The following is a 23,551-nucleotide window of genomic DNA, read 5'->3' as shown; positions in this document are numbered from 1 at the left end:
GTGATAAGCAATGATTCTCGCAAGGGTAACCGGACACGTGGTGGCCACACAGAAAAGCGACGAACTGCGCGGCAGCAACCTGCTGCTGGTGACGGCGCTGGGGGATGACCTGCAGGCCATCAAAGACCGGACCTATGTGGCGGTCGACAGCGTCGGCGCCGGGGAGGATGACCTGGTGCTGGTGGAGGAGTATTTCGCGCTGAACAAAGAGCGCTACAAGGCCATGTCGATCGTCGCCATTGTCGAGAAGGTTCACCGGGAGCGTTAAGAGGAAGCAGGCATGAATGAATTTCTGATTAAGCCAAAAATCCATTTCGGTGCGGACGCACTGAACGCGCTGCGGGATCTGCCCGGCCGTTCGGCGTTTTTGGTGACGGATCAGGCGATGGTGAAACTGGGGATGGCGGAGCAGGTGACGCGTCTGCTCCAACAGCAGCAGGTGCGCTGCCGCCAGTATGACAGCGTCGCCTCCGATCCGGATATCGCCGCCATCGTCAGCGGGATGAAGATGATGGACGACGACTACCCCGAGCTGATTATCGCTCTGGGCGGCGGCTCGGTGATCGATGCGGCCAAAGCGGTGATGTACACGCTGTGGCACTGTCGCCAGGAGCGCCGGCGTCCACGCCCCTGCTTCGTCGCGATTCCCACCACCAGCGGCACCGGCTCTGAAGTCACCAGTTTTTCCGTCATCAAAGCGCGCAGTGAAAAGCTGGTGCTGGTGGATGAGTTTATGCTGCCCGACGTCGCCATTCTTGACCCGCAACTGGTGGCGTCGGTGCCGCCGGTGATTACCGCCGACACCGGCATGGACGTGCTGTGCCATGCGCTGGAAGCCTATGTCTCACGGCGCGCCAGCGATTTCAGCGACGCGCTGGCGGAAAAGGTGGTGCAGCTGGTGTTCCACCATCTGCTGCCCTGCTACCAACAGGGCAGCGATATGCTGGCGCGCGAGAAAATGCATAACGCCTCCTGCATGGCCGGTATGGCGTTCACCAACGCCTCGCTCGGGGTCACCCACAGCATGGCGCACGCCCTCGGCGGCATGTTCGGCGTACCGCACGGGCGGGCCAATGCGCTGCTGATGCATGAGGCCATCGCTTTTAACGCCGATCTGGACGGCGAGTGCGCCACCCCCGCCGCCCATAAATATGCCGCACTGGCGCGCCTGCTGGCGCTGCCGGCCGCCAGCGCGCGCGAAGGGGTTAACAGCCTGCTGGTGGCAATCGCCACGCTGAAACAGGAAATGAACATGCCGGCCAGCCTGCACGCTGCCGGGCTGGACGAGCACCGCTTCCAGGTCTGCCTGAACGAAATGGCGCATCAGGCGCTGAATGACGGCTGCACACCAACCAACCCGCGTGAGGTCAGCCTCGCCGATCTCGAAAGCATGCTGCGCCGCGCTTACCACGGTGCCGCCGGCAACGACCCATCATCAAGCTTACGGACTTTGCGCGACAACGTGCAAGGCGAAGGAATCAGGAGATATTGAACATGGCACACTATGCACTGACGCCGCGCGTACAGCAGCTGGCGGAACGCTTTTTATCCCAGAACAGCACCATCAGCACCGAGCGCGCCAGCCTGCTGGAAACGCTGCATGACGACGTGGCCGGCCAGCCGGCTCAGGTTCGCCATGCCCGGCGCTTCAATGAGCTGGTGAAAAAACTGCCCGGCTATATCGGCCCGGATGAGCTGATTATCGGCAGCCAGTCCTCCGCCCCGCGCGCCGCCATTTTCCACAGCGAAAGCGAGCTGCGCACCCCTTCCGCCTTTACCGCACCGGGCCAGTCCTCACCTGACTATCTGACGGTGATAACCAAAGGCCTGAGCGCCATCGGCGCCGAAATGGAAGACCGCGCCAGAAGTATCGGCAGCGCGGTCAGCCGCGGCGCACTGGATGAAGCCAACCAGTGCCGCGCGATAATTTACGCCTGCAACGCCGTTGTTCATCTGGCGCAGAAGCTGGCTGACAAAGCGGAAAATCTGGCCGCGGTGGAAAACCACCCTTACCGTCAGGCCGAGCTGCGCGAGGCGGCCGCCATTCTGAGAAAAGTGCCGGCGCAGGGCGCAGGCAGCTTTAAAGAGGCGTGCCAGGCGTTCTACCTGTTCCAGCTGGCGCTGCACCTGGAAAACGGCAGCTACGCGGTCAGCCCGGGCGGTTTCGACAAGCTGCTGTACGGCTTCTACCAGCACGATATCGCTCAGGGCATCCTGACGCCGGCGCAGGCCTATGAGATCGTCGAGTGCCTGTGGTTAAAACTGTGCGAGCTGTCAGAAGTGCGCGCCCCTTGCGAGCAGGACGGCTACCCGATGTTCGACGCCATGCTGCGCGGCGTAAGCATCGACGACCCGGCGCTGGTCATTAACGAACTGTCCGCCATGCTGCTGGCCGCACGCCGCAACCTGGAAAGCGTCAACCCGGCGCTGCGCGTCCGGCTGTTTGGCAGCCGGTCCGCCTCCCCTATTCAGCACCATGCCGCCGCCGGCACGCAGCCGGCACCAAGCGCCGGTCAACTGATGCCGGGCCTGACGCCGCGTCTGCAGCGCCTGCGCGACAATTACCTGGACGCCCGCCCGAGCGTCTCCATCTTCCGCGCCCTGGCCTTTACCGAGGTGGCGAAAAACAACCCGGGCCTGCCGACCATTCTGCTGCGCGCCAAGTCGTTCCGCGCCGCCTGTGAAAGCGCGCCGATCCTGATCCAACCGGACGAACTTATCGTCGGCCACCCGTGCGGCAAACCGCGCGCCGGCGCCTTCTCGCCGGATATCGCCTGGCGCTGGGTGAAGGACGAACTGGATACCATGAGCACCCGCCCGCAGGATCCGTTCGAGATCGCCGAAGAAGACAAACAGATTATCCGCGAACAGATCGTACCGTTCTGGGAAGGCCGCTCGCTGGATGAGATCTGCGAAGCGCAGTACCGCGAGGCCGGCGTCTGGTCGTTCAGCGGCGAGACCTTCGTCAGCGATCTCTCCTACCACCAGATCAACGGCGGCGGCGATACCTGCCCCGGCTACGACATCCTGCTGTTCACCAAGGGCATGAACGGCATCAAGGCCGACGCCCAGCAGCGCCTCAACGCGCTGAGCATGGAAAATCCGGAAGATATCGACAAGATCTACTTCTACAAGGCGGCGATCGAAACCTGCGACGGCGTGATGAACTATGCCAGACGCCTCGCCGACAAGGCGCGCGAGCTGGCGTCGCAGGAGCACGATCCGGCGCGGCGCGCCGAGCTGCTGACCATTGCGGAAACCAACGACAACGTGCCGGCTAACCCGCCGCAGACCCTGCAGGAAGCGCTGCAGAGCATCTGGACGGTGGAGTCGCTGTTTGAAGTGGAAGAGAACCAGACCGGCCTGTCGCTGGGGCGTCTGGATCAGTACTGCTACCCGATGTACCAGGCGGATATCGCCTCCGGCCGTCTGACGCAGGAGCAGGCGCTGGAGATGATGCAGGCGTTTATCATCAAGTGCGCCGAGCTGATGTGGATGTCCAGCGAACAGGGCGCCAAGTACTTCGCCGGCTACCAGCCGTTTATCAACCTGACCGTGGGCGGCCAGAAGCGCAGCGGCGGCGACGCCTGTAACGAACTGACCTACCTGATTATGGATGCGGTGCGCTTTGTCAAAGTGTACCAGCCGTCGCTGGCCTGCCGTATTCACAACCAGTCGCCGCAGCAGTATATGGAAAAAATCGTCGAGGTGGTGAAAGCCGGCATGGGCTTCCCGGCCTGTCACTTCGATGATTCCCACATCAAGATGATGCTGCGTAAAGGGTTCGACTTTGAAGACGCGCGCGACTACTGCCTGATGGGCTGCGTGGAGCCGCAAAAATCGGGCCGCATCTACCAGTGGACCTCCACCGGCTACACCCAGTGGCCGATCGCCATCGAATTTGTGCTCAACCGCGGCCGCATGGTGCTGTTCGACAGCTATCAGGGCCTGGATACCGGCGAGCTGCACACGCTGAAAACCTATGAGGACTTTGACCGGGCAGTGAAGGAGCAGGTGGCGCATATCGTCAAACTCTCCGCCATCGGCACCGTAATCAGCCAGCGCGTGCACCGCGACGTCGCGCCCAAACCGCTGATGTCGCTGCTGGTGGAAGGCTGTATGGAAAAAGGCCTCGACGTCGCCGCCGGCGGCGCGGTGATCAACCACGGCCCCGGCCTGATCTTCTCTGGCCTCGCGACCTATGTCGACTCGATGGCCGCCATCCGCAAGCTGGTATATCAGGATCGTAAATACACCCTGGAGCAGATCCGCGATGCGCTGCTGGCCAACTTCGAAGGCTACGAACAGCTGCGCCGCGACTGTCTGAACGCGCCGAAGTACGGCAACGACGATGACAGCGTGGATCAGTTCGCCCTCGATATCACCGAGTGGACGGAGCGCGAATGCCGTCAGTACAAGATGCTCTACTCGCGCCTGAGCCACGGCACCCTGTCCATCTCCAACAACACGCCAATCGGCGAGCTGACGGCGGCGACGCCGAACGGTCGTCTGGCCTGGATGCCGCTGTCCGACGGCATCAGCCCGACACAGGGCGCGGACAAACAGGGGCCGACCGCCATCATCAAGTCCGTCAGCAAAATGAACGTGGAGACCATGAACATCGGCATGGTGCACAACTTCAAGTTCCTCAAAGGGCTGCTGGACACGCCGGAAGGCAAGGGCGGGCTGATCACCCTGCTGCGCACCGCTTCGATTCTCGGCAACGGCCAGATGCAGTTCAGCTATGTCGATAACGAGGTGCTGAAAAAAGCCCAGTTGGAGCCGGAGAAATACCGCGACCTGATCGTGCGGGTTGCGGGATACAGCGCCTACTTCGTGGAGCTGTGCAAAGAGGTTCAGGACGAAATCATCAGCCGTACGGTGATTGAGAAGTTCTGATATTGCGCCGGGGATGACGCAGGGAGGCGTTATCCCACCGCCCGACTAATGAGGTAACGATAACCATGGATAACATGGAGCAAAAGGGTCGCATCTTTAACATCCAGAAATACTCGATCTATGACGGAGACGGTATCCGCACCCTGATTTTTTTCAAAGGCTGCAACATCCGCTGCGCCTGGTGCGCCAACCCTGAAGGGCTCAGCAGCCAGTTTCAGGTGATGTACTCCCGCGACAAGTGCGTGGACTGCGGTCAGTGCGTCGATGTCTGCCCGGTGGGCATCCACTCGATGATCAAAAACCCGCAGGGCGACCCACAGCATCGGGTTGACCGTCAGATCGACTGCATCGGCTGCCGCAAGTGTGAAGAGGTGTGCATCAGCGACGCGCTGGACATTATGGGCAAAGACGTCACGGTGCGGGAGCTGATGGACATCATCCTGCAGGACGTCGACTTTTACTACGCCTCCGGCGGCGGCGTGACGCTGGGCGGCGGCGAGCTGAGCCTGCAGGCGGACTTTGCTGTCGCGCTGCTGACCGAATGCAAAAAAATGATGATCAACACCGCCATTGAGACCAACGGCACCACGCCGCTGGCCAACTACGAAAAGCTGGCGACCTGCACCGATATGTTCCTGTTCGACATCAAACATATCGACAGCGACCGCCACCGCGAACTGTTCGGCGTCGGCAACGAAGGCGTGAAGCGCAACCTGGAGCGCCTGGTGGAGCTTGGCGCCCATATCGTGGTGCGTATGCCGCTGGTGCGCGGTTACAACGACTCCTACGACGCCATCACCGGCGCGATTGACTATGTCACCGCGCTGGCGCGGCACGGCAATATCAGCCGCATCGACGTGCTGCCTTACCACCAGCTGGGCAACACCAAATACGACCGGCTCGACATGATCTATCCCATTCAGCACGACCCCAGCTACAGCGAGCAAGAGCTGGATCAACTGGCGGCGTTTTTCCAACGCTTTGATTTCGACATCAGACTGGTAAGGCACTAAGGAGAATCACATGAAGTTAAGCCTGGGAGTCATTGAAACCTACGGCCTCACCGCCGCCATTCAGGCCGCCGACGCGGCCTGTAAATCCGCCTCGGTCACGCTGCTGGGTTACAAGAAGATCGGCGCCGGTCTGGTTAACGTATTCCTCGGCGGCGAGATCAGCGCGGTGAAAAGCGCCGTTGACAGCGGCGTCGCCGCCGTCGGCCAGCCGACGTTTATCCGCGGCCGGTTGGTTATCGCCCGTCCGGGCGAACAGGTAGTGGCACTGCTGAATGGTCTGGCGGGCAACGCCCTGACGCCATCAGACGACGATGCCGCCATCGCACCGAGCGCAGCCGCCGCAGCCGCAGCCGCTCCGGCCGACAAACGGGACGATGCCCCGCCACCGACCGCCGAGGCTAAACAACCCGCGCGCACCGAAAACCGGGCCGGCGGCAAAAAGGATCAGAAATAACGACAGCGTCTCTTAACAGTCAGGAACAACCCTATGTTTAAAGCATCGTTACTGGAAAAGGTGCGTCACAACCTGGCGCAGCCGCAGCCGTCGGAGATGGCAATCCCGGTTGGCGTCTCCAACCGCCATGTCCACCTGTCGCAGCCGGATATCGAGGCGCTGTTCGGCCCGGGTTACCAACTGACGCCGCTGAAGGAACTGCGCCAGCCGGGACAGTTCGCCGCCAAAGAGTGCGTAACCATCATCGGGCCGAAGGGCGCGATTGGCAAGGTGCGGGTGCTGGGGCCGGCGCGGGACGTTTCGCAGCTGGAAATCTCCAAGGCCGACTGCTTTACCCTCGGGGTGAAAGCGCCGGTGCGCGAGTCCGGCCAGCTGCAGGCCTCCGGCGACGCAATGTTGGCCGGCCCGGCGGGCTATGTCGCGCTGCGTTCGCAGGTGATTTGCGCCCAGCGGCATATCCATATGTCACCGCTGGACGCCGCCCGGCTGGGAGTGAGCAACGGTCAGGCGGTGCGGGTCAAAACGGCAGGCCTGCGCGCGCTGGTCTTCGACCAGGTGGTGGTGCGCGTGAAAGACAGCTTTGCGCTGGAACTGCACATTGACACCGATGAAGCCAACGCCGCCGGACTGGCCTCCGGCGACAGCGTCACGCTGGCGGGCTGAGGGGGCGATGATGCAAGACGACACTCTCGACCGCATCGTGAATGCCGTACTGATGCGTATGCGGCCGCGGCTGTTGCTGCTGCTCACCGCCGCAGACGGCTACCACGAAATCATTCTGGCGCGTTTGCAGCACTGTCGTCACTTCGCGCCGCAGGTGCTGTTTGCCGACAGGGCGCAGGCTGTTCACCCGGCAGACGCCTGGCGGCAGCTGGGCCACGTTGTCACCCTGGAGGAGATGGCGCAAGTCGGCGCGCTGGAAAACATCGATCGCGTCATCGCACCCTTCCTGGATTTCGCCACCGCAGCGGAAGTCGCCCACGACCTGTTTCAGTCTGAAGCCGCTCGCTGCATTCAGCTGGCGCGGCTGCATAACACGCCGGTGCTGGCGCTGAATTACAACTGCAATCCGCACAGCGAATTAAACCGGCTCAAAGGGCTTGGCCGCAGCGCAGACGCGCACTCACTGGCGGACAATCTGCCCCGGCTGGCGCAGCGCGGCATACAGTTCTGCAGCCTGGATCAGATGCTGTCACCGGCGCCGCCGCCTGCGGCCGCTACTGGCGCCGATGCTGAAACCGGCGGCTATATCACCCTCAGCGAACTCAAACAGCGCAACGGCCGCTGCCCGCCGGGCGCCAGGCTGACCGATCTGGCGCTGGAATACCAACGAGGAAGCCAATAACCAAAAAAACATTCCCCCAACGTTATGGAAATTATCATTTATCAGGAGAAACAGAGTATGTCATCGAAAGCGAAGTCCTGGCTCTGGATGTTGTTGGTGATAGCGTCCGAGACCTCAGCCACCTCAACGTTAAAGATGTTCGATAACAGCGAGGGCACCACCAAAACCCTGCTGCTGGGCCTTATCGTCGTGCTGTATTGCGCCTGTTATTACGCCCTGTCGAACGCGGTGAAGTACATCCCCGTCGGTCTGGCCTACGCCACCTGGTCGGGCACCGGTATTTTGCTGGTGTCGACGCTGGGCATGGTGTTTTACGGTCAGCATCCCGATATTCCGGCGATGATCAGCATGGCGATTATCGCCAGCGGCATCGTGATTATGAACCTGTTTTCTAAAATGGGCTCGGCAGAGTCAGAGTAAGGGAGCGGCACATGTTTAATATTGGCTTTCTGTGGCTGGCATTGTCTATCGGCGCCGAAATCACCGGCACCTCGATGATTAAAAAAACCAACAGCTTTAAGAAATTCGGCCCCTCTCTGCTGGTGATCTGTGCGTACTGCCTGTGTTATTTCGCACTGACCCGGGCGATGGGCTATATGCCGGTAGGGGTGGCCTATTCGCTGTGGTGCGGCTTTGGCATCGTCGGCGTGACCGCGGTATCCATGCTGCTGTATAAGCAAAAACCCGACCTGCCGGCCATCTTCGCCATGGCGCTGATCATCGGCGGCGGCATCATCATGAACACCTTCTCGCAGATGTAGCGTTTTCTCACCACAAAACGGCCTTCCGGCCGCCGGGATCAAAAAAGGGTCGAAGCAAGCTTCGACCCTTTTTGCTATCAAACGCGCGTTACTTGCGCTTGAGCAGCATATACACGCTGACCGACAAGAACAGCAGGCTCGGCAACAGCGCCCCCAGCACCGGCGGCATGCTATACACCAGGCTGAGCGGGCCGAAGATCTGGTCCAGCACGTAGAACAGGAAGCCGCAACTGATGCCGGTCACCACGCGCACCCCCATCGGCACGCTGCGCAACGGGCCGAAGATAAACGACAGCGCCATCAGCATCATCACCGCCACCGACAGCGGCGAGAAGATTTTGCTCCACATGTTCAGCTGATAACGGCTGGCTTCCTGGCCGCTCTGCTTCAGGTAATTGGCATAGTTGTGCAGACCGCTGATGGAGAGCGAATCCGGGTCCAGCGCCACCACGCCCAGCTTATCCGGCGTCAGGTTGGTCTTCCACTCCCCATTCAGCATCTGGGTGCCGGTGACCTGCTTCTCGTTGGTCAGATCCGATGTATCCACCTGCGACAGTTTCCACACGCCGTCTTCAAAGCTGGCGGTTGCGGCATAGCGCACCGTTTCCAGCCGGCGCTGGTCGTTAAAGTGGTAGATATTGACGCCGGACAGCTCGTTCTTGCCGGAGACCCGCTCGATATAGATAAAGTCGTTGCCGTCTTTCGCCCACAGGCCGCTCTTGGTGGACAGCAGCGAACCGCCGTACATCTGCTGCGCGCGGTAGTTGCGCGCCATCTGCTCGCCCTGCGGCGCCACCCATTCGCCGATCGCCATGGTCAGCAGCATCAGCGGGATGGCGGTTTTCATCACCGAACCGGCAATTTGCAGCCGCGTAAAGCCGGAAGCCTGCATCACCACCAGTTCACTGCGCGTCGCCAACTGCCCCAGCCCCAGCAGCGCGCCCAGCAGCGCCGCCATCGGGAAGAAGGTTTCAATATCCTTCGGCACGCTCAGCAGGGTATACACCCCCGCGCCCAGCGCCGAATACTCCCCTTGCCCCACCTTGCGCAGCTGGTCGACAAACTTGATGATGCCGGACAGCGACACCAGCATGAACAGCGTCATGATAATGGTGTTGAAGATGGTTTTACCGATATAGCGGTCTAATACGCCAAACATCAGGCAGCTCCTCTCAGACGTCCGCGCAGCTTACGCATCGGCACGGTATCCCACAGGTTGAGCGCCAGCGCGATCGCCAGATACACCGCGTTCACCAGCCAGATCCACAGCATCGGGTCCAGCTTGCCCTTACCGGCGTTGGAGCGCAGCGAGGTCTGCAGCAGGAAGAAGATCAGATACAGCAGGATAGCCGGCAGCATGCTCAGCACACGCCCCTGACGCGGGTTCACCACGCTGAGCGGCACCACCAGCAGCGCCATCAGCACCACGGAGACCACCAGCGTCAGGCGCCAGTGGAACTCAGCGCGCGCGTCCTGATCGTCGGACTGCCACAGGGCGCTCATCGGCATCTGCTCGGCTTCGGTATTGTCCGCAACGACGGCGCGGTGGCCAATCACCGCCTTGTAGTCGCTGAAATCGGTGATGCGGAAATCGCGCAGCAGCGCGGTGCCCTCAAAGCGGGTGCCTTTATCCAGCGTCACCACCTGCGAACCGTCTTTCGACTGGTTGATCTTGCCATGTTCCGCCACCACCACCGACGGGCGCTGGTTGCCGTTCGGCCGCAGCTGCGCCAGGAACACGTCGTTAAAGGTGTTGCCCTTGACGTTGCCGATAAACAGCACCGCATTGCCGTCCTGCGACGGCTTGAACTGCCCTTCAGCCAGCCCGGCCACGCTCGGGTTGGCCTTGGCTTCGGCAACCACCTCATCCTGATGGCTGGAGGCCCACGGGCCGATCCAGAACACGTTGGCAGCGGCGGCGAGAGCGGTGAACAGCGCCAGCACCATCGCGGCGACAATCAGGGTGCGTTTGCCCAGGCCACAGGCGTGCATCACCGTAATTTCACTTTCGGTGTACAGCCGTCCAAGCGTCATCAGCAAGCCAAGAAACAGGCTTAACGGTAGAATGAGCTGCGCCATTTTCGGCACGCTCAGTGCGAGCAGGGATAATACTAAATTTGTCGGGACATCGCCGTCCACCGCGTCCCCTAACACCCTGACCAGGTTCTGACAAAAGAAGATCAGCAGCAGGATGAACAGGATCGCGATTTGGCTCTTGAGCGTTTCCCGTACCAGATATCTAATGATAATCACGCTTATTACGCCTGTGAAAACTTGTCTTTTTGCAGGAAAATCGATAGTTTCTTCGCTAATCCGCCATTTATTCTCATCATATGGCAACCTTCACAGCTAAAATAGTATTACAACATCAAGCCGTTTGGGTGCCCTATAGGAACAAACCTATAGTCGCCAAAACAGAACAATTTACGCCGTTCAGGTTAACATACTTTAGTTAACTCAACGGCGGGAGATCGTTACGGAGCTGGTTATTCTAGCCGTACCTCCCGCCTTTGTCTTTAAGATTCAGGAGAGTGCATGGAGTTCAGTGTAAAAAGCGGTAGCCCGGAAAAACAGCGCAGTGCCTGTATTGTAGTCGGCGTTTTCGAACCGCGCCGCCTGTCGCCTATCGCAGAACAACTCGACAAAATCAGTGATGGTTATATCAGCGCCCTGTTGCGCCGTGGTGAACTGGAAGGCAAGGTCGGCCAGACATTGCTGCTGCATCACGTGCCTAACATCCTCTCCGAACGTATCCTGCTTATCGGCTGCGGTAAAGAGCGCGAACTGGATGAACGCCAGTACAAGCAGGTGATTCAGAAAACCATCAATACCCTTAACGACACCGGCTCCATGGAAGCGGTCTGCTTCCTGACCGAGCTGCACGTCAAAGGCCGCAACACCTACTGGAAGGTGCGCCAGGCGGTGGAGACCGCCAAAGAGACGCTGTACACCTTCGACCAGCTGAAAAGCAACAAGGTGGAGCCGCGCCGTCCGCTGCGCAAAATGGTGTTCAACGTGCCGACCCGCCGTGAACTGACCAGCGGCGAGCGCGCCATCCAGCACGGCCTGGCAATTTCCTCCGGCATCAAGGCGGCGAAAGATCTCGGCAATATGCCGCCGAACATCTGTAACGCCGGCTATCTGGCCTCGCAGGCGCGCCAGCTGGCGGACGCCTTCAGCACCAATGTCACCACCCGCGTGATCGGCGAGCAGCAGATGAAAGAGCTGGGCATGAACGCCTATCTGGCGGTCGGCGCCGGTTCGCAGAACGAATCATTGATGTCGGTAATGGAATATAAAGGCAATCCTAACCCGGACGCCAAGCCTATCGTGCTGGTCGGCAAGGGCCTGACCTTTGACTCCGGCGGCATCTCGCTCAAGCCGGGCGAAGGCATGGACGAGATGAAATACGACATGTGCGGCGCGGCGACGGTCTACGGCGTGATGCGCGTAGTGGCGGAACTGAAGCTGCCGCTGAACGTGATCGGCGTGCTGGCCGGCTGTGAAAACATGCCGGGCGGGCGCGCCTACCGTCCGGGCGACGTGCTGACCACCATGTCCGGCCAGACGGTGGAGGTGCTGAACACCGACGCCGAAGGCCGTCTGGTGCTGTGCGACACCCTGACCTACGTCGAGCGCTTCGAACCGGAGCTGGTGATTGATATCGCCACCCTGACCGGCGCCTGCGTGATCGCGCTCGGCCACCATATCACCGGGCTGATGTCGAACCACAACCCGCTGGCGCACGAACTGATCGGCGCCTCCGAGCAGGCCGGCGACCGCGCATGGCGTCTGCCGATGGCCGACGAATACTACGAGCAGATGGACTCCAACTTCGCCGATATGGCGAATATCGGCGGCCGTCCGGGCGGGGCGATCACCGCCGCCTGCTTCCTGTCGCGCTTTACCCGCAAGTACAGCTGGGCGCACCTGGATATCGCCGGCACCGCCTGGCGCTCCGGCAAGGCCAAAGGCGCGACCGGCCGTCCGGTCGCACTGCTGTCGCAGTTCCTGCTCAACCGGGCCGGGCAAAACGGCGACGATTAAATACCCTTCATCTTTCAAGCCGCCGCCTTGCTGGCTGCAACTTGAAATCTATTGGGTATATAATCCTCTCAGCAGCGAAGGAGCAGAGTTATCTGCTCCGTTCCCTAAAAGGGCGCAACCGACATGTTGTGCCCTGTTTTTTTATCGGCAGCGGTGGACCCAGATGAAACAGGCGACGTTTTACTTGCTCGACAATGCAGACCCGGCGGGCGCGCTCAGCGCACACGAGGCCGTGGCCTGCACCGTGGCTGCCGACGCCTTCCGCGCCGGCAAACGGGTGCTGATCGCCTGTGAAAGTCAGGAACAGGCCATCCGGCTGGATGAAGCGCTGTGGCAGCGCGATCCGCACCAGTTTGTACCGCACAACCTGGCAGGCGAAGGGCCGCACTACGGCGCGCCGGTGGAGCTGTGCTGGCCCGGCAAGCGCGGCAACGCCCCGCGCGATCTGCTGATCGCCCTGCTGCCGCAGTTTGCGGACTTTGCCACCGCTTTCCATGAAGTGGTAGACTTTGTCCCTTATGAAGAAACCTTAAAACAGTTGGCGCGCGACCGATACAAAGCCTATCGCAGCGTCGGCTTCCAATTGACCACGGCAACGCCGCCAACTCACTGAATTACGAAATAAAATGGAAAAGACAAACAGTCAGCTCGATACCGCCTACAACCCGTCCCAGATCGAACAGAAACTGTACGATCACTGGGAGAGCCAAGGTTACTTCAAGCCCAATGGCGATACCAGCCAGGAAAGCTTCTGCATCATGATCCCGCCGCCGAACGTCACCGGCAGCCTGCACATGGGTCACGCTTTCCAGCAGACCATCATGGACACCATGATCCGCTACCAGCGCATGCAGGGTAAAAACACCCTGTGGCAGGCGGGCACCGACCACGCCGGCATCGCCACCCAGATGGTGGTGGAGCGCAAAATCGCCGCGGAAGAAGGCAAAACCCGCCACGACTACGGCCGCGACGCGTTTATCGACAAAATCTGGCAGTGGAAGGCGGAATCCGGCGGCACCATCACCCGCCAGATGCGCCGCCTCGGCAACTCGGTAGACTGGGAGCGCGAGCGCTTCACCATGGACGACGGCCTGTCCAACGCGGTGAAGGAAGTGTTTGTCCGCCTGTACAATGAAGACCTGATCTACCGCGGCAAGCGCCTGGTGAACTGGGATCCGAAGCTGCGCACCGCCATCTCCGATCTGGAAGTGGAAAACCGCGAATCCAAGGGTTCCATGTGGCACCTGCGCTACCCGCTGGCCGACGGCGCGAAAACCGCCGAAGGTAAAGACTACCTGATCGTCGCCACCACCCGCCCGGAAACCGTGCTGGGCGACACCGGCGTGGCGGTCAACCCGGAAGACCCGCGTTACAAAGACCTGATCGGCAAAGAGATCGTGCTGCCGCTGGTGGGCCGCCGCATCCGTATCGTCGGCGATGAGCACGCCGATATGGAAAAAGGCACCGGCTGCGTGAAAATCACCCCGGCGCACGACTTCAACGACTATGAAGTGGGCAAGCGCCACGGCCTGCCGATGATCAACATTCTGACTTTCGACGGCGATATCCGTCAGGAAGCGGAAGTGTTCGATACGCTGGGTGAAGCCAGCGACGCGTACAGCAGCGACATCCCGGCGCAGTTCCGCGGCCTGGAGCGTTTCGCCGCGCGTAAAGCCGTGGTGGCCGCCTTTGAAGAGCTCGGCCTGCTGGACGAGATCAAACCGCACGACCTGACGGTGCCTTACGGCGACCGCGGCGGCGTGGTGATCGAGCCGATGCTGACCGACCAATGGTACGTGCGCACCGCGCCGCTGGCGAAAGTGGCGGTGGAAGCGGTAGAACAAGGCGATATCCAGTTCGTGCCGAAGCAGTACGAAAACATGTACTTCAGCTGGATGCGCGACATTCAGGACTGGTGCATCTCCCGTCAGCTGTGGTGGGGTCACCGCATTCCGGCCTGGTACGACGCCAACGGCAAAGTGTACGTCGGCCGTAATGAAGAAGAAGTGCGCCGCGACAACAACCTGGCGGCGGACGTGGTGCTCAGCCAGGACGAAGACGTGCTGGACACCTGGTTCTCTTCCGGCCTGTGGACCTTCTCCACCCTGGGTTGGCCGGAGCAGACCGACGCGCTGAAAACCTTCCATCCGACCAGCGTGATGGTCAGCGGCTTCGACATCATCTTCTTCTGGATCGCCCGCATGATCATGCTGACCATGCACTTTATCAAAGATGAAAACGGCAAGCCGCAGGTGCCGTTCCACACCGTCTACATGACCGGCCTGATCCGCGACGACGAAGGGCAGAAGATGTCCAAGTCCAAGGGCAACGTGATTGACCCGCTGGATATGGTCGACGGCATTTCGCTGGAAGATCTGCTGGAAAAACGCACCGGCAACATGATGCAGCCGCAGCTGGCGGAGAAAATCCGCAAGCGCACCGAGAAGCAGTTCCCGAACGGCATTGAACCGCACGGCACCGATGCCCTGCGCTTTACGCTGGCGGCGCTGGCCTCCACCGGCCGCGATATCAACTGGGATATGAAGCGTCTGGAAGGCTACCGCAACTTCTGTAACAAACTGTGGAACGCCAGCCGCTTTGTGCTGATGAACACCGAAGAGCACGACTGCGGCTTCAACGGCGGCGAGATGCAGCTGTCGCTGGCGGATCGCTGGATCCTGGCGGAATTCAACCGTACGGTGAAAGCCTACCGCGAAGCGCTGGACAGCTACCGTTTCGACATCGCCGCCGGCATCCTGTACGAGTTCACCTGGAACCAGTTCTGCGACTGGTATCTGGAGCTGACCAAGCCGGTTATCAACAACGGCAGCGAGGCGGAACAGCGCGGTACGCGCAACACGCTGATCACCGTGCTGGAAGCGCTGCTGCGCCTGGCGCACCCGATCATTCCGTTTATCACCGAAACCATCTGGCAGCGCGTCAAGCTGCTGAAGGGCATCAGCGACGATACCATCATGCTGCAGCCGTTCCCGGCCTACGACACTGCGCTGGAAGATGAGCAGGCGCTGGCGGACCTGGAGTGGATCAAGCAGACCATCATCGCGGTGCGTAATATCCGTGCCGAGATGAACATCGCGCCAAGCAAAGCGCTGGAAGTGCTGCTGCGCAACGCCAACGGCGATGCCCAGCGCCGCGTGCAGGACAACCAGAACTTTATCGCCCGTCTGGCGCGTCTGGAATCCATCGCGCTGCTGCCTGCCGGCGAGAAAGGCCCGGTTTCCGTCACCAAACTGGTGGACGGCGCCGAGCTGCTGATCCCGATGGCCGGCTTTATCGACAAGGACGCGGAAATCGCGCGCCTGACGAAAGAGATGGCCAAGCTGGACGGCGAGATTGCCGCGATTGAAGGCAAGCTGGCGAACGAAGGCTTTGTCTCACGCGCGCCGGAAGCGGTCGTCGCCAAAGAGCGCGACCGTCTGGCGGCCTGCAAAGAAGGCAAGGTGAAACTGCAAGAGCAGCAGGCGACCATCGCCGCGCTGTAATCCCGCGGGCGCTGCAGCATGCGCCCTACGGATTGTCACACGCAGAACAGCGGGTTAACCCCCGCTGTTTTTTTTCGCCGTTGCATCCGCCCCGGCATCGGTGTTATTACAAACTATCAATACCGCACGGACGCTCCACCGGGAAATACGCCCGGTGCGCTTGCTGCTGGAATAAAAACAATGACGATCTTTTTTGGATGGCGAGAGCAAACATGACAACCGCAACACCCGTGCGCCTGCAGGTGCGCCCCATCACGGCGGCCGATAACGCCGCCATCGCCCAGGTGATCCGCGAGGTGTCCGCCGAGCACGGCCTCACTGCGGACAAGGGCTACACCGTTTCCGACCCGGATCTCGATGCGCTGTATCAGCTGTACAGCCGGCCGCGCAGCGCCTACTGGGTGGTGGAACTCAACGGCCAGGTGGCCGGCGGCGGCGGCGTCGCTCCGCTGCCGGGCGGCGAGGCGGACGTGTGCGAACTGCAGAAGATGTATTTCCTGCCATCGCTGCGCGGACAGGGGCTGGCAAAACGGCTGGCGCTGCAGGCGCTGGACTTCGCCCGTGAACAGGGCTTCCTGCGCTGCTATCTGGAAACCACCGCCAGCCTGACGCAGGCCGTTGGCCTGTATCAGCACCTTGGCTTTGTCCATATCGACCATGCCATGGGCCACACCGGCCACGGCGACTGCGAAGTCACCATGCTCAAGATGCTGTAACCCCCGCCCAATGCCGCCGTGGACACCCTGCCCACGGCGAACCCATTAATATCAGAATTATTGATTTTTTCAGAAAGAAACCTGCCATATTCAATCAGTTAAATTCACGAAAAATCATTTCTTCATAATTTATTGTGATATTCATTAATAAATTAATGAAAGCATGTTTGACCGCCCTGCCGGCTGAACTACGCTGCTATCAGCGATTCGTTCAGCCAACAGGGAGTGCCTATGTCAGACAACCGTTTTGATTACATCATCGTCGGCGCCGGCTCGGCCGGCTGCGTGCTGGCGGCGCAGCTGATCCGCCGCACGCAGGCGCGGGTATTACTGCTGGAAGCCGGCGGCGACGACAATAATCTGTTTATCAAAATGCCGGCCGGGGTGGCGAAGATTATCGCCAAGAAAAGCTGGCCCTATGAAACCGAACCGGAACCGCACGCCAATAACCGGCGCATGCAGATCGCCCAGGGGAAAGTGCTGGGCGGCAGCAGCTCGGTCAACGGCATGATCTATATCCGCGGCCAGCAGCAGGACTTCGACGCGTGGGAGCAACAGTACGGCTGCCACGGCTGGGGCTACCGCGATGTGCTGCCTTATTTCAAACGCGCGGAGGCCAACGAAAGCCTGTGCGGCGAATTTCACGGCGACGACGGGCTGCTGCCGGTCAGTGAAAACCGCTATCGCCATCCGCTCAGCATGGCGTTTATCCGCGCCGGGCAGGAGCTGAACCTGCCCTATCGCAACGACTTCAACGGCGACAGCCAGCACGGCGTCGGCTTCTACCAGACCACCACCCGCAACGGCGAACGCGCCAGCACCGCGCGCACCTACCTGCAGGCAGTGCGTGACCAGCAGCGGCTGGTGGTGAAACTCAACGCGCTGGCGCACCGGGTGATTATTGAAGACAACGTCGCCCGCGGCGTGGTGTACAGCCAGAACGGCGGCGCGGAGGTGAGCGCCTTCGCCGAACGGGAGGTGATTATCAGCGCCGGCGCGGTCGGCTCACCCAAACTGCTGATGCTGTCGGGCATCGGCCCGCGCGCGCACCTGGAATCGCTGGGCATCACGCCGCTGGCCGACCTGCCGGTGGGCAAAAACTTCCACGACCATTTGCATATGTCGATCAACGCCAGCACCCGGCAGCCGGTCAGCCTGTTCGGCGCCGACCGCGGCCTGCAGGCGCTGCGCCACGGCGCACAGTGGCTGGCGTTCCGCAGCGGCGTGCTGACCTCCAATATCCTGGAAGGCGCGGCCTTTGCCGACAGCCGCGGCGGCGATCGTCCCGACGTGCAGGTGCACTTCCTGCCGCTGCTCGACGGCTGGGACGATGTGCCGGGCGAACCGCTGCCCGAAACCCACGGCATTACGCTGAAGGTCGGCTACCTGCAGCCGAAGGCGCGCGGCGAGGTACTGCTGCGCAGCCGCAACCCGGCCGATGCGGTCAAGCTGCACGCCAACTACCTTGGCCACCCGGAAGACCTGGCCGGCTGCGTGCGCGCGGTAAAATTCGGCCTGCGTTTTCTGCAGACCGCGGCGCTGAAGCCATTAGTCAAAGAGGTGCTGATGCCGCAGCCGGACTGGCAGCGCGATGACGCGCAGCTGGAGGAGTTTGTGCGCAACTTCTGTAAAACGGTGTATCACCCGGTGGGCAGCTGCCGCATGGGGCAGCACGCCACGGATTCGGTCACCGATCTGCAGCTGCGGGTGCATGGTTTTGAGCGGCTGAGAGTGGTCGACGGTTCAGTGATGCCGCAGGTTACCAGCGGCAACACCAATGCGCCGACCATTATGCTGGCCGAGAAGGCCGTCGATCTGATCCTCGGCGCGCCGGATTAAGCCGGCAGGCCGCTGTGGAAGCGGAACTCGCTGTCCGGCGACAGGATCAGATCCGCTTCGAGACGGCCGAAGTAGGCGACGCGCTCGCTGATATCTTCCTCGCCGGCGATCTGCTGCGCCAGCGTCAGGTAATCCTGATAGTGGCGCGCTTCCGAACGCAGCAGCGACAGGTAGAAACGGTGCAGCTCGTCGTCCAGATGCGGCGCCAGCTTGGCAAAGCGCTCACAGGAGCGGGCCTCGATATAGGCGCCGCAGATCAGTTTATCGATCAACGTCGCCGGATCGTGGGTGCGCACCTCGCGGATCATCCGCTTGGCGTAACGGCTGGCGGTAATCTTCTTATAGGCAATGCCGCGCGACTGCATAATTCCCAGCACCTGAGAAAAGTGGTGCAGCTCTTCTTTAATCAGCAGCACCATTTTATCCACCAGATCCTGGCCGTAGGCGGAGCCCTGCTTCGGCAGCAGTTTCCGGGTGAACTGGCTCTGGTTGAACAGCGCGTCCGGCACGCCCTGCTCTTCATGCACAAACGTCTCATACGGCTTCAGCAGCGCCAGCAGCGCATCGCCGCTCGCCTTGTCCACCACGTAGCGGCGGATCAGCCACATGCCGGTCTGGGCGGCCTTAAGCTCGCACACCAGATGGTCGGTCAGCAGCAGCGACAGGTTTTCCGGCCGGCGCGCGGCGTCGATCCAGCCGTCCGGGGTTTCACAGTGCAGAAAAGAGAGAATCGGGGCAAGTAACGATGGGTAATTCATAAGATCTTCAAAGGCCGGCGGGAGCCGGCCCTACAGAGTGGTTAACAGGGAAACGATCAGTGGCGCTTGCCGTCGTCGTCTTCGTCGATAAATTCGCCGTCTTCTTCGTCGCCGTCTTCGCCGTCCGGGTCTTCAAAATAGGTGCCCCAGCCGTCGTAGTTAACGCCGCATTTTTCCGCCAGCGCCACCAGTTGCTCAACCTGCGCGTCGATCACGTCCGGGTTCAGGCCCACTTCGCTGATCACGTCGCAGCACATCAGCACCTGGCCGTCTTCCACTTCCAGCTCTTCGGCGTCGGTCACTTCGTAGCCCAGTTTGAAGGCTTCCACCGCGGCCTTCTCCAGAATTTCAAACTTTTCGGCAGAGAAATGGTGCTCGATGGTGTAGAGTGCGTCCGGATCGCTGCCGTCTTCCAGCAGTTCTTCAATGATCAGACGCGTCTCTTCCCGTTGTTCTTCCAGCAATTCGCGGTTTGCCATGACTCTATCCTCAATAAATGGCTTTTACTCCTTCTATTTTCACACAGCGTCGGCGCCGCTGCCACGTTAATCACGAAAGATTTCCGCCCCGGGGTTGAATTTGAATATTCATACATATAAAGTGAATTTTAATTCAAAAATAGACAATAAAGGATACCTGGCGATGAGCAGCATAAACCCTTTTTACCAGCGGCATTTTTTACGCTTGATGGATTTCACCCCGGCAGAGCTGCAGGCGCTGCTGCAGCTGGCCGCCGATCTGAAACAGGCAAAAAAGCAGGGTCGTGAAACCCGCCGTCTGCAGGGGAAAAATATTGCGCTCATCTTTGAAAAAGACTCCACCCGCACCCGCTGCGCGTTTGAGGTCGCCGCGTTCGATCAGGGCGCGCAGGTCACTTATCTCGGCCCGAGCGGCAGCCAGATCGGCCATAAAGAGTCGATGAAAGACACCGCCCGGGTGCTGGGGCGCATGTATGACGGTATTCAGTACCGCGGCTACGGCCAGCCGCTGGTGGAAACGCTGGCGCACTACGCCGGCGTGCCGGTCTGGAACGGCCTGACCGATGAGTTCCACCCGACCCAGCTGCTCGCCGACCTGCTGACGGTGCAGGAACACCTGCCGGGCAAACCGCTGTCGGCGGTGAAGTTCGCCTACCTCGGCGATGCGCGCAACAACATGGGCAATACACTGCTGGAGGCGGCGGCGCTGACGGGTATGGATCTGCGTCTGGTAGCGCCCAAGGCCTGCTGGCCGCAGGCGGAACTGGTGGCGGAGTGCCAGGCGCTGGCCGAACGCCAGGGCGGTAAAATTACCCTGACCGAAGATATCGCCGTCGGGGTGAAAGACGCCGACTTCCTGTATACCGACGTCTGGGTATCGATGGGCGAACCAAAGGAAGTGTGGCAGGAACGCATCGCGCTGCTCAAACCTTATCAGGTCAATATGGCGATGCTGCGCCAGAGCGGCAACCCGCAGGTCAAGTTCCTGCACTGCCTGCCGGCGTTCCACGACGACCAGACCACGCTCGGCAAACAGATGGCCGAGCAGTACGGCCTGTACGGCGGCATGGAGGTCACCGACGAGGTGTTTGAGTCGCCGCACAGCATCGTGTTCGATCAGGCGGAGAACCGTCTGCACACCATCAAGGCGGTGATGGTCGCCACCCTGAGCCGTGAAGGGTAAGAAAACGATCCCTTTCGCCTGATTTAGGCTAAGCTCAACACCATATTGCCGGGGCGCGTCACGCACGGGCAATGGGAGAGCGGGTTGCGGCCCGCTCTCCCTTTTCCGTTTTTTCCTGCCGGCCAATCGATTGCTAAAATCCCTTTTTAACGTTTGCAGCGGCGTCCGTCGCGGGTATAATGCGCGGCAATTTGCCAGGAGAAAGCATGAACAACAGCATCACTTTTGCACCGCAAAACCGGCTGCCAATCGGCGGTCAGCTGGCGTTCTTTCTCCTGTTGCCGGATCGATCTTATTAAAAGGCCCCTCGTTGAGGGGCTTTTTTTTGCCTGCAAGACAGAGCAACACCGCGTTTGTTAACCGCCCCGCGCCACGGGCATGCGTCGAGGAGAGTGAAAAATGGCCAACCCGCTGTATCACAAAAACATCATCTCTATTAACGATCTCAGCCGTGAAGATCTGGAACTGGTGCTGCGCACCGCCGCCAGTCTGAAGGCGCACCCGCAGCCGGAACTGCTGAAGCACAAGGTCATCGCCAGCTGTTTCTTCGAGGCCTCGACCCGCACCCGTCTGTCGTTTGAAACCGCCATTCAGCGCCTGGGCGCCTCGGTGGTCGGCTTTTCCGACAGCAGCAACACCTCCCTCGGCAAAAAAGGCGAAACGCTGTCCGACACCATTTCCGTCATCAGCACCTACGTCGACGCGATTGTGATGCGCCACCCGCAGGAGGGCGCGGCGCGCCTGGCCTCCGACTTCTCCGGCAATATCCCGGTGCTTAACGCCGGCGACGGCGCCAACCAGCACCCGACGCAAACGCTGCTGGACCTGTTCACCATTCAGGAAACGCAGGGGCGGCTGAGCAATATCAACATCGCCATGGTCGGCGACCTGAAGTACGGCCGCACGGTGCATTCCCTGACCCAGGCGCTGGCCAAGTTCGAAGGCAACCGCTTCTATTTCATCGCCCCGGACGCGCTGGCGATGCCGGGCTATATTCTGAAGATGCTGGAGGAGAAAGGCATCGCCTACAGCCTGCACAACAGCATTGAGGAAGTGGTGCCGCAGCTGGATATTCTGTATATGACGCGCGTGCAGAAAGAGCGCCTCGACCCATCGGAATACGCCAACGTGAAGGCGCAGTTCGTGCTGCGCGCCGCCGATCTGGCCGGCGCGCGCGACAATATGAAGGTGCTGCACCCGCTGCCGCGCATCGATGAAATCACCATCGACGTCGATAACACGCCGCACGCCTACTACTTCCAGCAGGCGGGCAACGGCATTTTCGCCCGGCAGGCGCTGCTGGCGCTGGTATTAACCGCAGAACTGGACTTTTAAGGGGGAACCGTCATGACGCACGATAACAAACTGCAGGTTGAAGCCATCAAATGCGGCACGGTGATCGACCACATTCCGGCGCAGGTCGGCTTTAAGTTGCTGACCCTGTTCAAACTGACCGCCACCGACCAGCGCATCACCATCGGCCTGAACCTGCCTTCGAAAGAGCTGGGGCATAAAGATCTGATCAAGATTGAGAACACCTTCCTGACCGAACAGCAGGCCAACCAGCTGGCGATGTACGCGCCGAAGGCCACGGTCAACCGTATCGACAATTATGAAGTGGTGCACAAGCTGACCCCCAGCCTGCCGGACCATATCGACGGCGTGCTGACCTGCCCGAACAGCAACTGCATCAGCCGCAGCGAGCCGGTGCCTTCCAGCTTCAGCGTAAAATCCCGCGCCGACGCGGTGCACCTGCAGTGCCGCTACTGCGAAAAAGAGTTTGAGCATCAGGTGGTGCTGCAGGCCGGATAAAATTTAGCGTTTCATGTCGGGCGTCCGCTGTTCATCTGCCGGCGACGCCCTATAATGAGGTTTCCGAAGCTCTCTACCCACGTTGATACCTGACGGATTTTCGCCGCAGCGCGGCCTAAACCCGCAGGGAAAATCAGGAGAAAACATGTCACGTAACATCAGCACTGAACTCGCACCGGCAGCCATTGGTCCTTACGTGCAGGGCGTTGACCTGGGCAGCATGATCATCACTTCCGGCCAGATCCCGGTCGATCCGAAAACCGGCGCCGTAGCCGACGACATCGCCGCGCAGGCGCGCCAGTCGCTGGAAAACGTGCAGGCGATCGTCGAAGCCGCCGGCCTGAAGGTCGCCGACATCGTTAAAACCACCGTGTTCGTCAAAGATCTCAACGATTTCGCCACCGTGAACGCCACCTACGAGGCGTTCTTCAGCGAGCACAATGCGCCGTTCCCGGCCCGCTCCTGCGTGGAAGTAGCGCGTCTGCCAAAAGACGTGAAGATTGAAATCGAAGCGATTGCCGTGCGTCGTTAATTCTGACGGCAAGCTAAATTGACAGCGGTCGGCTTATGCCGGCCGTTTTATTTTATAAGATAATTATTACTTCCTTTAAAACAAGCAGTAATACAATTTACCACTAAATTTAATTTAAATTTACCAAAGCTAGCTATAATTAATTTTCGTCCGGCCGGGCAGCATCACTCCATTATCTCTTTATACCCATATTTGCTATCAGGAGAGAAC

At 60.4% G+C, this 23,551-nt stretch carries 21 protein-coding genes and 2 pseudogenes; 19 read left to right on the top strand and 4 right to left on the bottom strand.

Annotated features, from left to right (window positions below):
- The first annotated feature begins 10 nt into the window (after positions 1-10).
- The 10 genes and pseudogenes from CLM71_RS02410 (at position 11) to CLM71_RS02370 (ending at position 8,472) form a co-directional block, all read left to right on the top strand.
- The gene (locus CLM71_RS02410; protein WP_105229588.1) at positions 11-268 is read left to right on the top strand and encodes a EutN/CcmL family microcompartment protein; all 258 of its coding nucleotides are present in this window, start codon (positions 11-13) and stop codon (positions 266-268) included.
- Between the two features lie 12 nt (positions 269-280).
- Positions 281-1,492: a 1-propanol dehydrogenase PduQ gene (locus CLM71_RS02405; protein ID WP_105229587.1), complete on the top strand. Its 1,212-nt coding sequence runs from the start codon at positions 281-283 to the stop codon at positions 1,490-1,492.
- Between the two features lie 2 nt (positions 1,493-1,494).
- Positions 1,495-2,449: pseudogene (locus CLM71_RS24420) on the top strand (pyruvate formate lyase family protein); the annotation flags it as partial.
- A gap of 71 nt (positions 2,450-2,520) precedes the next feature.
- Positions 2,521-4,899, top strand: a pseudogene (gene cutC / locus CLM71_RS02400) (choline trimethylamine-lyase); the annotation flags it as partial.
- Between the two features lie 65 nt (positions 4,900-4,964).
- Positions 4,965-5,912 (top strand): choline TMA-lyase-activating enzyme, encoded by a 948-nt coding sequence (gene cutD / locus CLM71_RS02395; RefSeq protein WP_105229585.1) that lies wholly within the window; start codon positions 4,965-4,967, stop codon positions 5,910-5,912.
- A 10-nt stretch (positions 5,913-5,922) separates the two neighbouring features.
- Complete coding sequence (locus CLM71_RS02390) at positions 5,923-6,366, top strand: BMC domain-containing protein (protein ID WP_105229584.1); 444 nt, start codon at positions 5,923-5,925, stop codon at positions 6,364-6,366.
- Positions 6,367-6,462: 96 nt separating this feature from the next.
- On the top strand, positions 6,463-7,029 hold the full coding sequence (locus CLM71_RS02385; RefSeq protein ID WP_105233197.1) for a phosphate propanoyltransferase: 567 nt from the start codon (positions 6,463-6,465) through the stop codon (positions 7,027-7,029).
- Positions 7,030-7,036: 7 nt separating this feature from the next.
- Positions 7,037-7,711 carry a hypothetical protein gene (locus CLM71_RS02380; RefSeq protein ID WP_105229583.1) on the top strand — a complete coding sequence of 225 codons (675 nt, stop codon included), beginning with the start codon at positions 7,037-7,039 and terminating at the stop codon, positions 7,709-7,711.
- Between the two features lie 57 nt (positions 7,712-7,768).
- Positions 7,769-8,131: a multidrug efflux SMR transporter gene (locus tag CLM71_RS02375; RefSeq protein WP_105233196.1), complete on the top strand. Its 363-nt coding sequence runs from the start codon at positions 7,769-7,771 to the stop codon at positions 8,129-8,131.
- Positions 8,132-8,142: 11 nt separating this feature from the next.
- On the top strand, positions 8,143-8,472 hold the full coding sequence (locus CLM71_RS02370; RefSeq protein WP_015670686.1) for a multidrug efflux SMR transporter: 330 nt from the start codon (positions 8,143-8,145) through the stop codon (positions 8,470-8,472).
- Between the two features lie 88 nt (positions 8,473-8,560).
- Here CLM71_RS02370 and lptG read toward each other — a convergent pair whose 3' ends face one another.
- Both lptG and lptF read right to left on the bottom strand, forming a co-directional pair.
- Positions 8,561-9,631 carry an LPS export ABC transporter permease LptG gene (gene lptG, locus CLM71_RS02365; protein WP_105229582.1) on the bottom strand — a complete coding sequence of 357 codons (1,071 nt, stop codon included), beginning with the start codon at positions 9,629-9,631 and terminating at the stop codon, positions 8,561-8,563.
- Positions 9,631-10,725 (bottom strand): LPS export ABC transporter permease LptF, encoded by a 1,095-nt coding sequence (lptF, locus tag CLM71_RS02360; protein WP_105229581.1) that lies wholly within the window; start codon positions 10,723-10,725, stop codon positions 9,631-9,633. Before lptF ends, lptG begins: the two co-directional genes overlap by 1 nt.
- A gap of 282 nt (positions 10,726-11,007) precedes the next feature.
- On the opposite strand from lptF, the gene pepA reads away from it, so the two are divergent.
- The 5 genes from pepA (at position 11,008) to CLM71_RS02335 (ending at position 18,577) form a co-directional block, all read left to right on the top strand.
- Positions 11,008-12,519 (top strand): leucyl aminopeptidase, encoded by a 1,512-nt coding sequence (gene pepA / locus CLM71_RS02355; RefSeq protein WP_105229580.1) that lies wholly within the window; start codon positions 11,008-11,010, stop codon positions 12,517-12,519.
- Between the two features lie 163 nt (positions 12,520-12,682).
- A complete protein-coding gene (locus CLM71_RS02350; protein WP_105229579.1) occupies positions 12,683-13,132 on the top strand; it encodes a DNA polymerase III subunit chi in 450 nt (149 codons plus the stop codon).
- Between the two features lie 13 nt (positions 13,133-13,145).
- Positions 13,146-16,022, top strand: a complete 2,877-nt coding sequence (locus tag CLM71_RS02345; RefSeq protein ID WP_105229578.1) for a valine--tRNA ligase — start codon at positions 13,146-13,148, stop codon at positions 16,020-16,022.
- Positions 16,023-16,234: 212 nt separating this feature from the next.
- Complete coding sequence (locus CLM71_RS02340; protein WP_105229577.1) at positions 16,235-16,738, top strand: GNAT family N-acetyltransferase; 504 nt, start codon at positions 16,235-16,237, stop codon at positions 16,736-16,738.
- 231 nt (positions 16,739-16,969) lie between these two features.
- Positions 16,970-18,577 carry a GMC family oxidoreductase gene (locus tag CLM71_RS02335; protein WP_105229576.1) on the top strand — a complete coding sequence of 536 codons (1,608 nt, stop codon included), beginning with the start codon at positions 16,970-16,972 and terminating at the stop codon, positions 18,575-18,577.
- Here CLM71_RS02335 and CLM71_RS02330 read toward each other — a convergent pair.
- Entirely contained in the window at positions 18,574-19,335 is a 762-nt protein-coding gene (locus CLM71_RS02330) for a tRNA isopentenyl-2-thiomethyl-A-37 hydroxylase MiaE (RefSeq protein ID WP_105229575.1), read from the bottom strand. The genes CLM71_RS02335 and CLM71_RS02330 overlap by 4 nt on opposite strands.
- 56 nt (positions 19,336-19,391) lie before the next feature.
- On the bottom strand, positions 19,392-19,814 hold the full coding sequence (rraB, locus tag CLM71_RS02325; RefSeq protein ID WP_105229574.1) for a ribonuclease E inhibitor RraB: 423 nt from the start codon (positions 19,812-19,814) through the stop codon (positions 19,392-19,394).
- Between the two features lie 163 nt (positions 19,815-19,977).
- On the opposite strand from rraB, the gene argF reads away from it, so the two are divergent.
- The 4 genes from argF to ridA all read left to right on the top strand — a co-directional run bounded on the left by argF (position 19,978) and on the right by ridA (position 23,341).
- Positions 19,978-20,997: an ornithine carbamoyltransferase gene (argF, locus tag CLM71_RS02320; RefSeq protein WP_105229573.1), complete on the top strand. Its 1,020-nt coding sequence runs from the start codon at positions 19,978-19,980 to the stop codon at positions 20,995-20,997.
- Between the two features lie 399 nt (positions 20,998-21,396).
- Entirely contained in the window at positions 21,397-22,332 is a 936-nt protein-coding gene (gene pyrB / locus CLM71_RS02315) for an aspartate carbamoyltransferase (RefSeq protein ID WP_105229572.1), read from the top strand.
- A gap of 12 nt (positions 22,333-22,344) precedes the next feature.
- Complete coding sequence (pyrI, locus tag CLM71_RS02310; protein WP_105229571.1) at positions 22,345-22,809, top strand: aspartate carbamoyltransferase regulatory subunit; 465 nt, start codon at positions 22,345-22,347, stop codon at positions 22,807-22,809.
- Positions 22,810-22,954: 145 nt separating this feature from the next.
- Positions 22,955-23,341, top strand: coding sequence for a 2-iminobutanoate/2-iminopropanoate deaminase (gene ridA / locus CLM71_RS02305; RefSeq protein ID WP_105229570.1), 387 nt, complete (start codon positions 22,955-22,957; stop codon positions 23,339-23,341).
- The last annotated feature ends 210 nt before the right edge of the window (positions 23,342-23,551 follow it).

The organism is Serratia sp. MYb239 (assembly GCF_002966855.1).
GTDB lineage: Bacteria > Pseudomonadota > Gammaproteobacteria > Enterobacterales > Enterobacteriaceae > Serratia_B > Serratia_B rhizosphaerae.
Note: the sequence above shows the minus strand (reverse complement) of the source record. Positions and strands in the feature narration are given on the sequence as shown.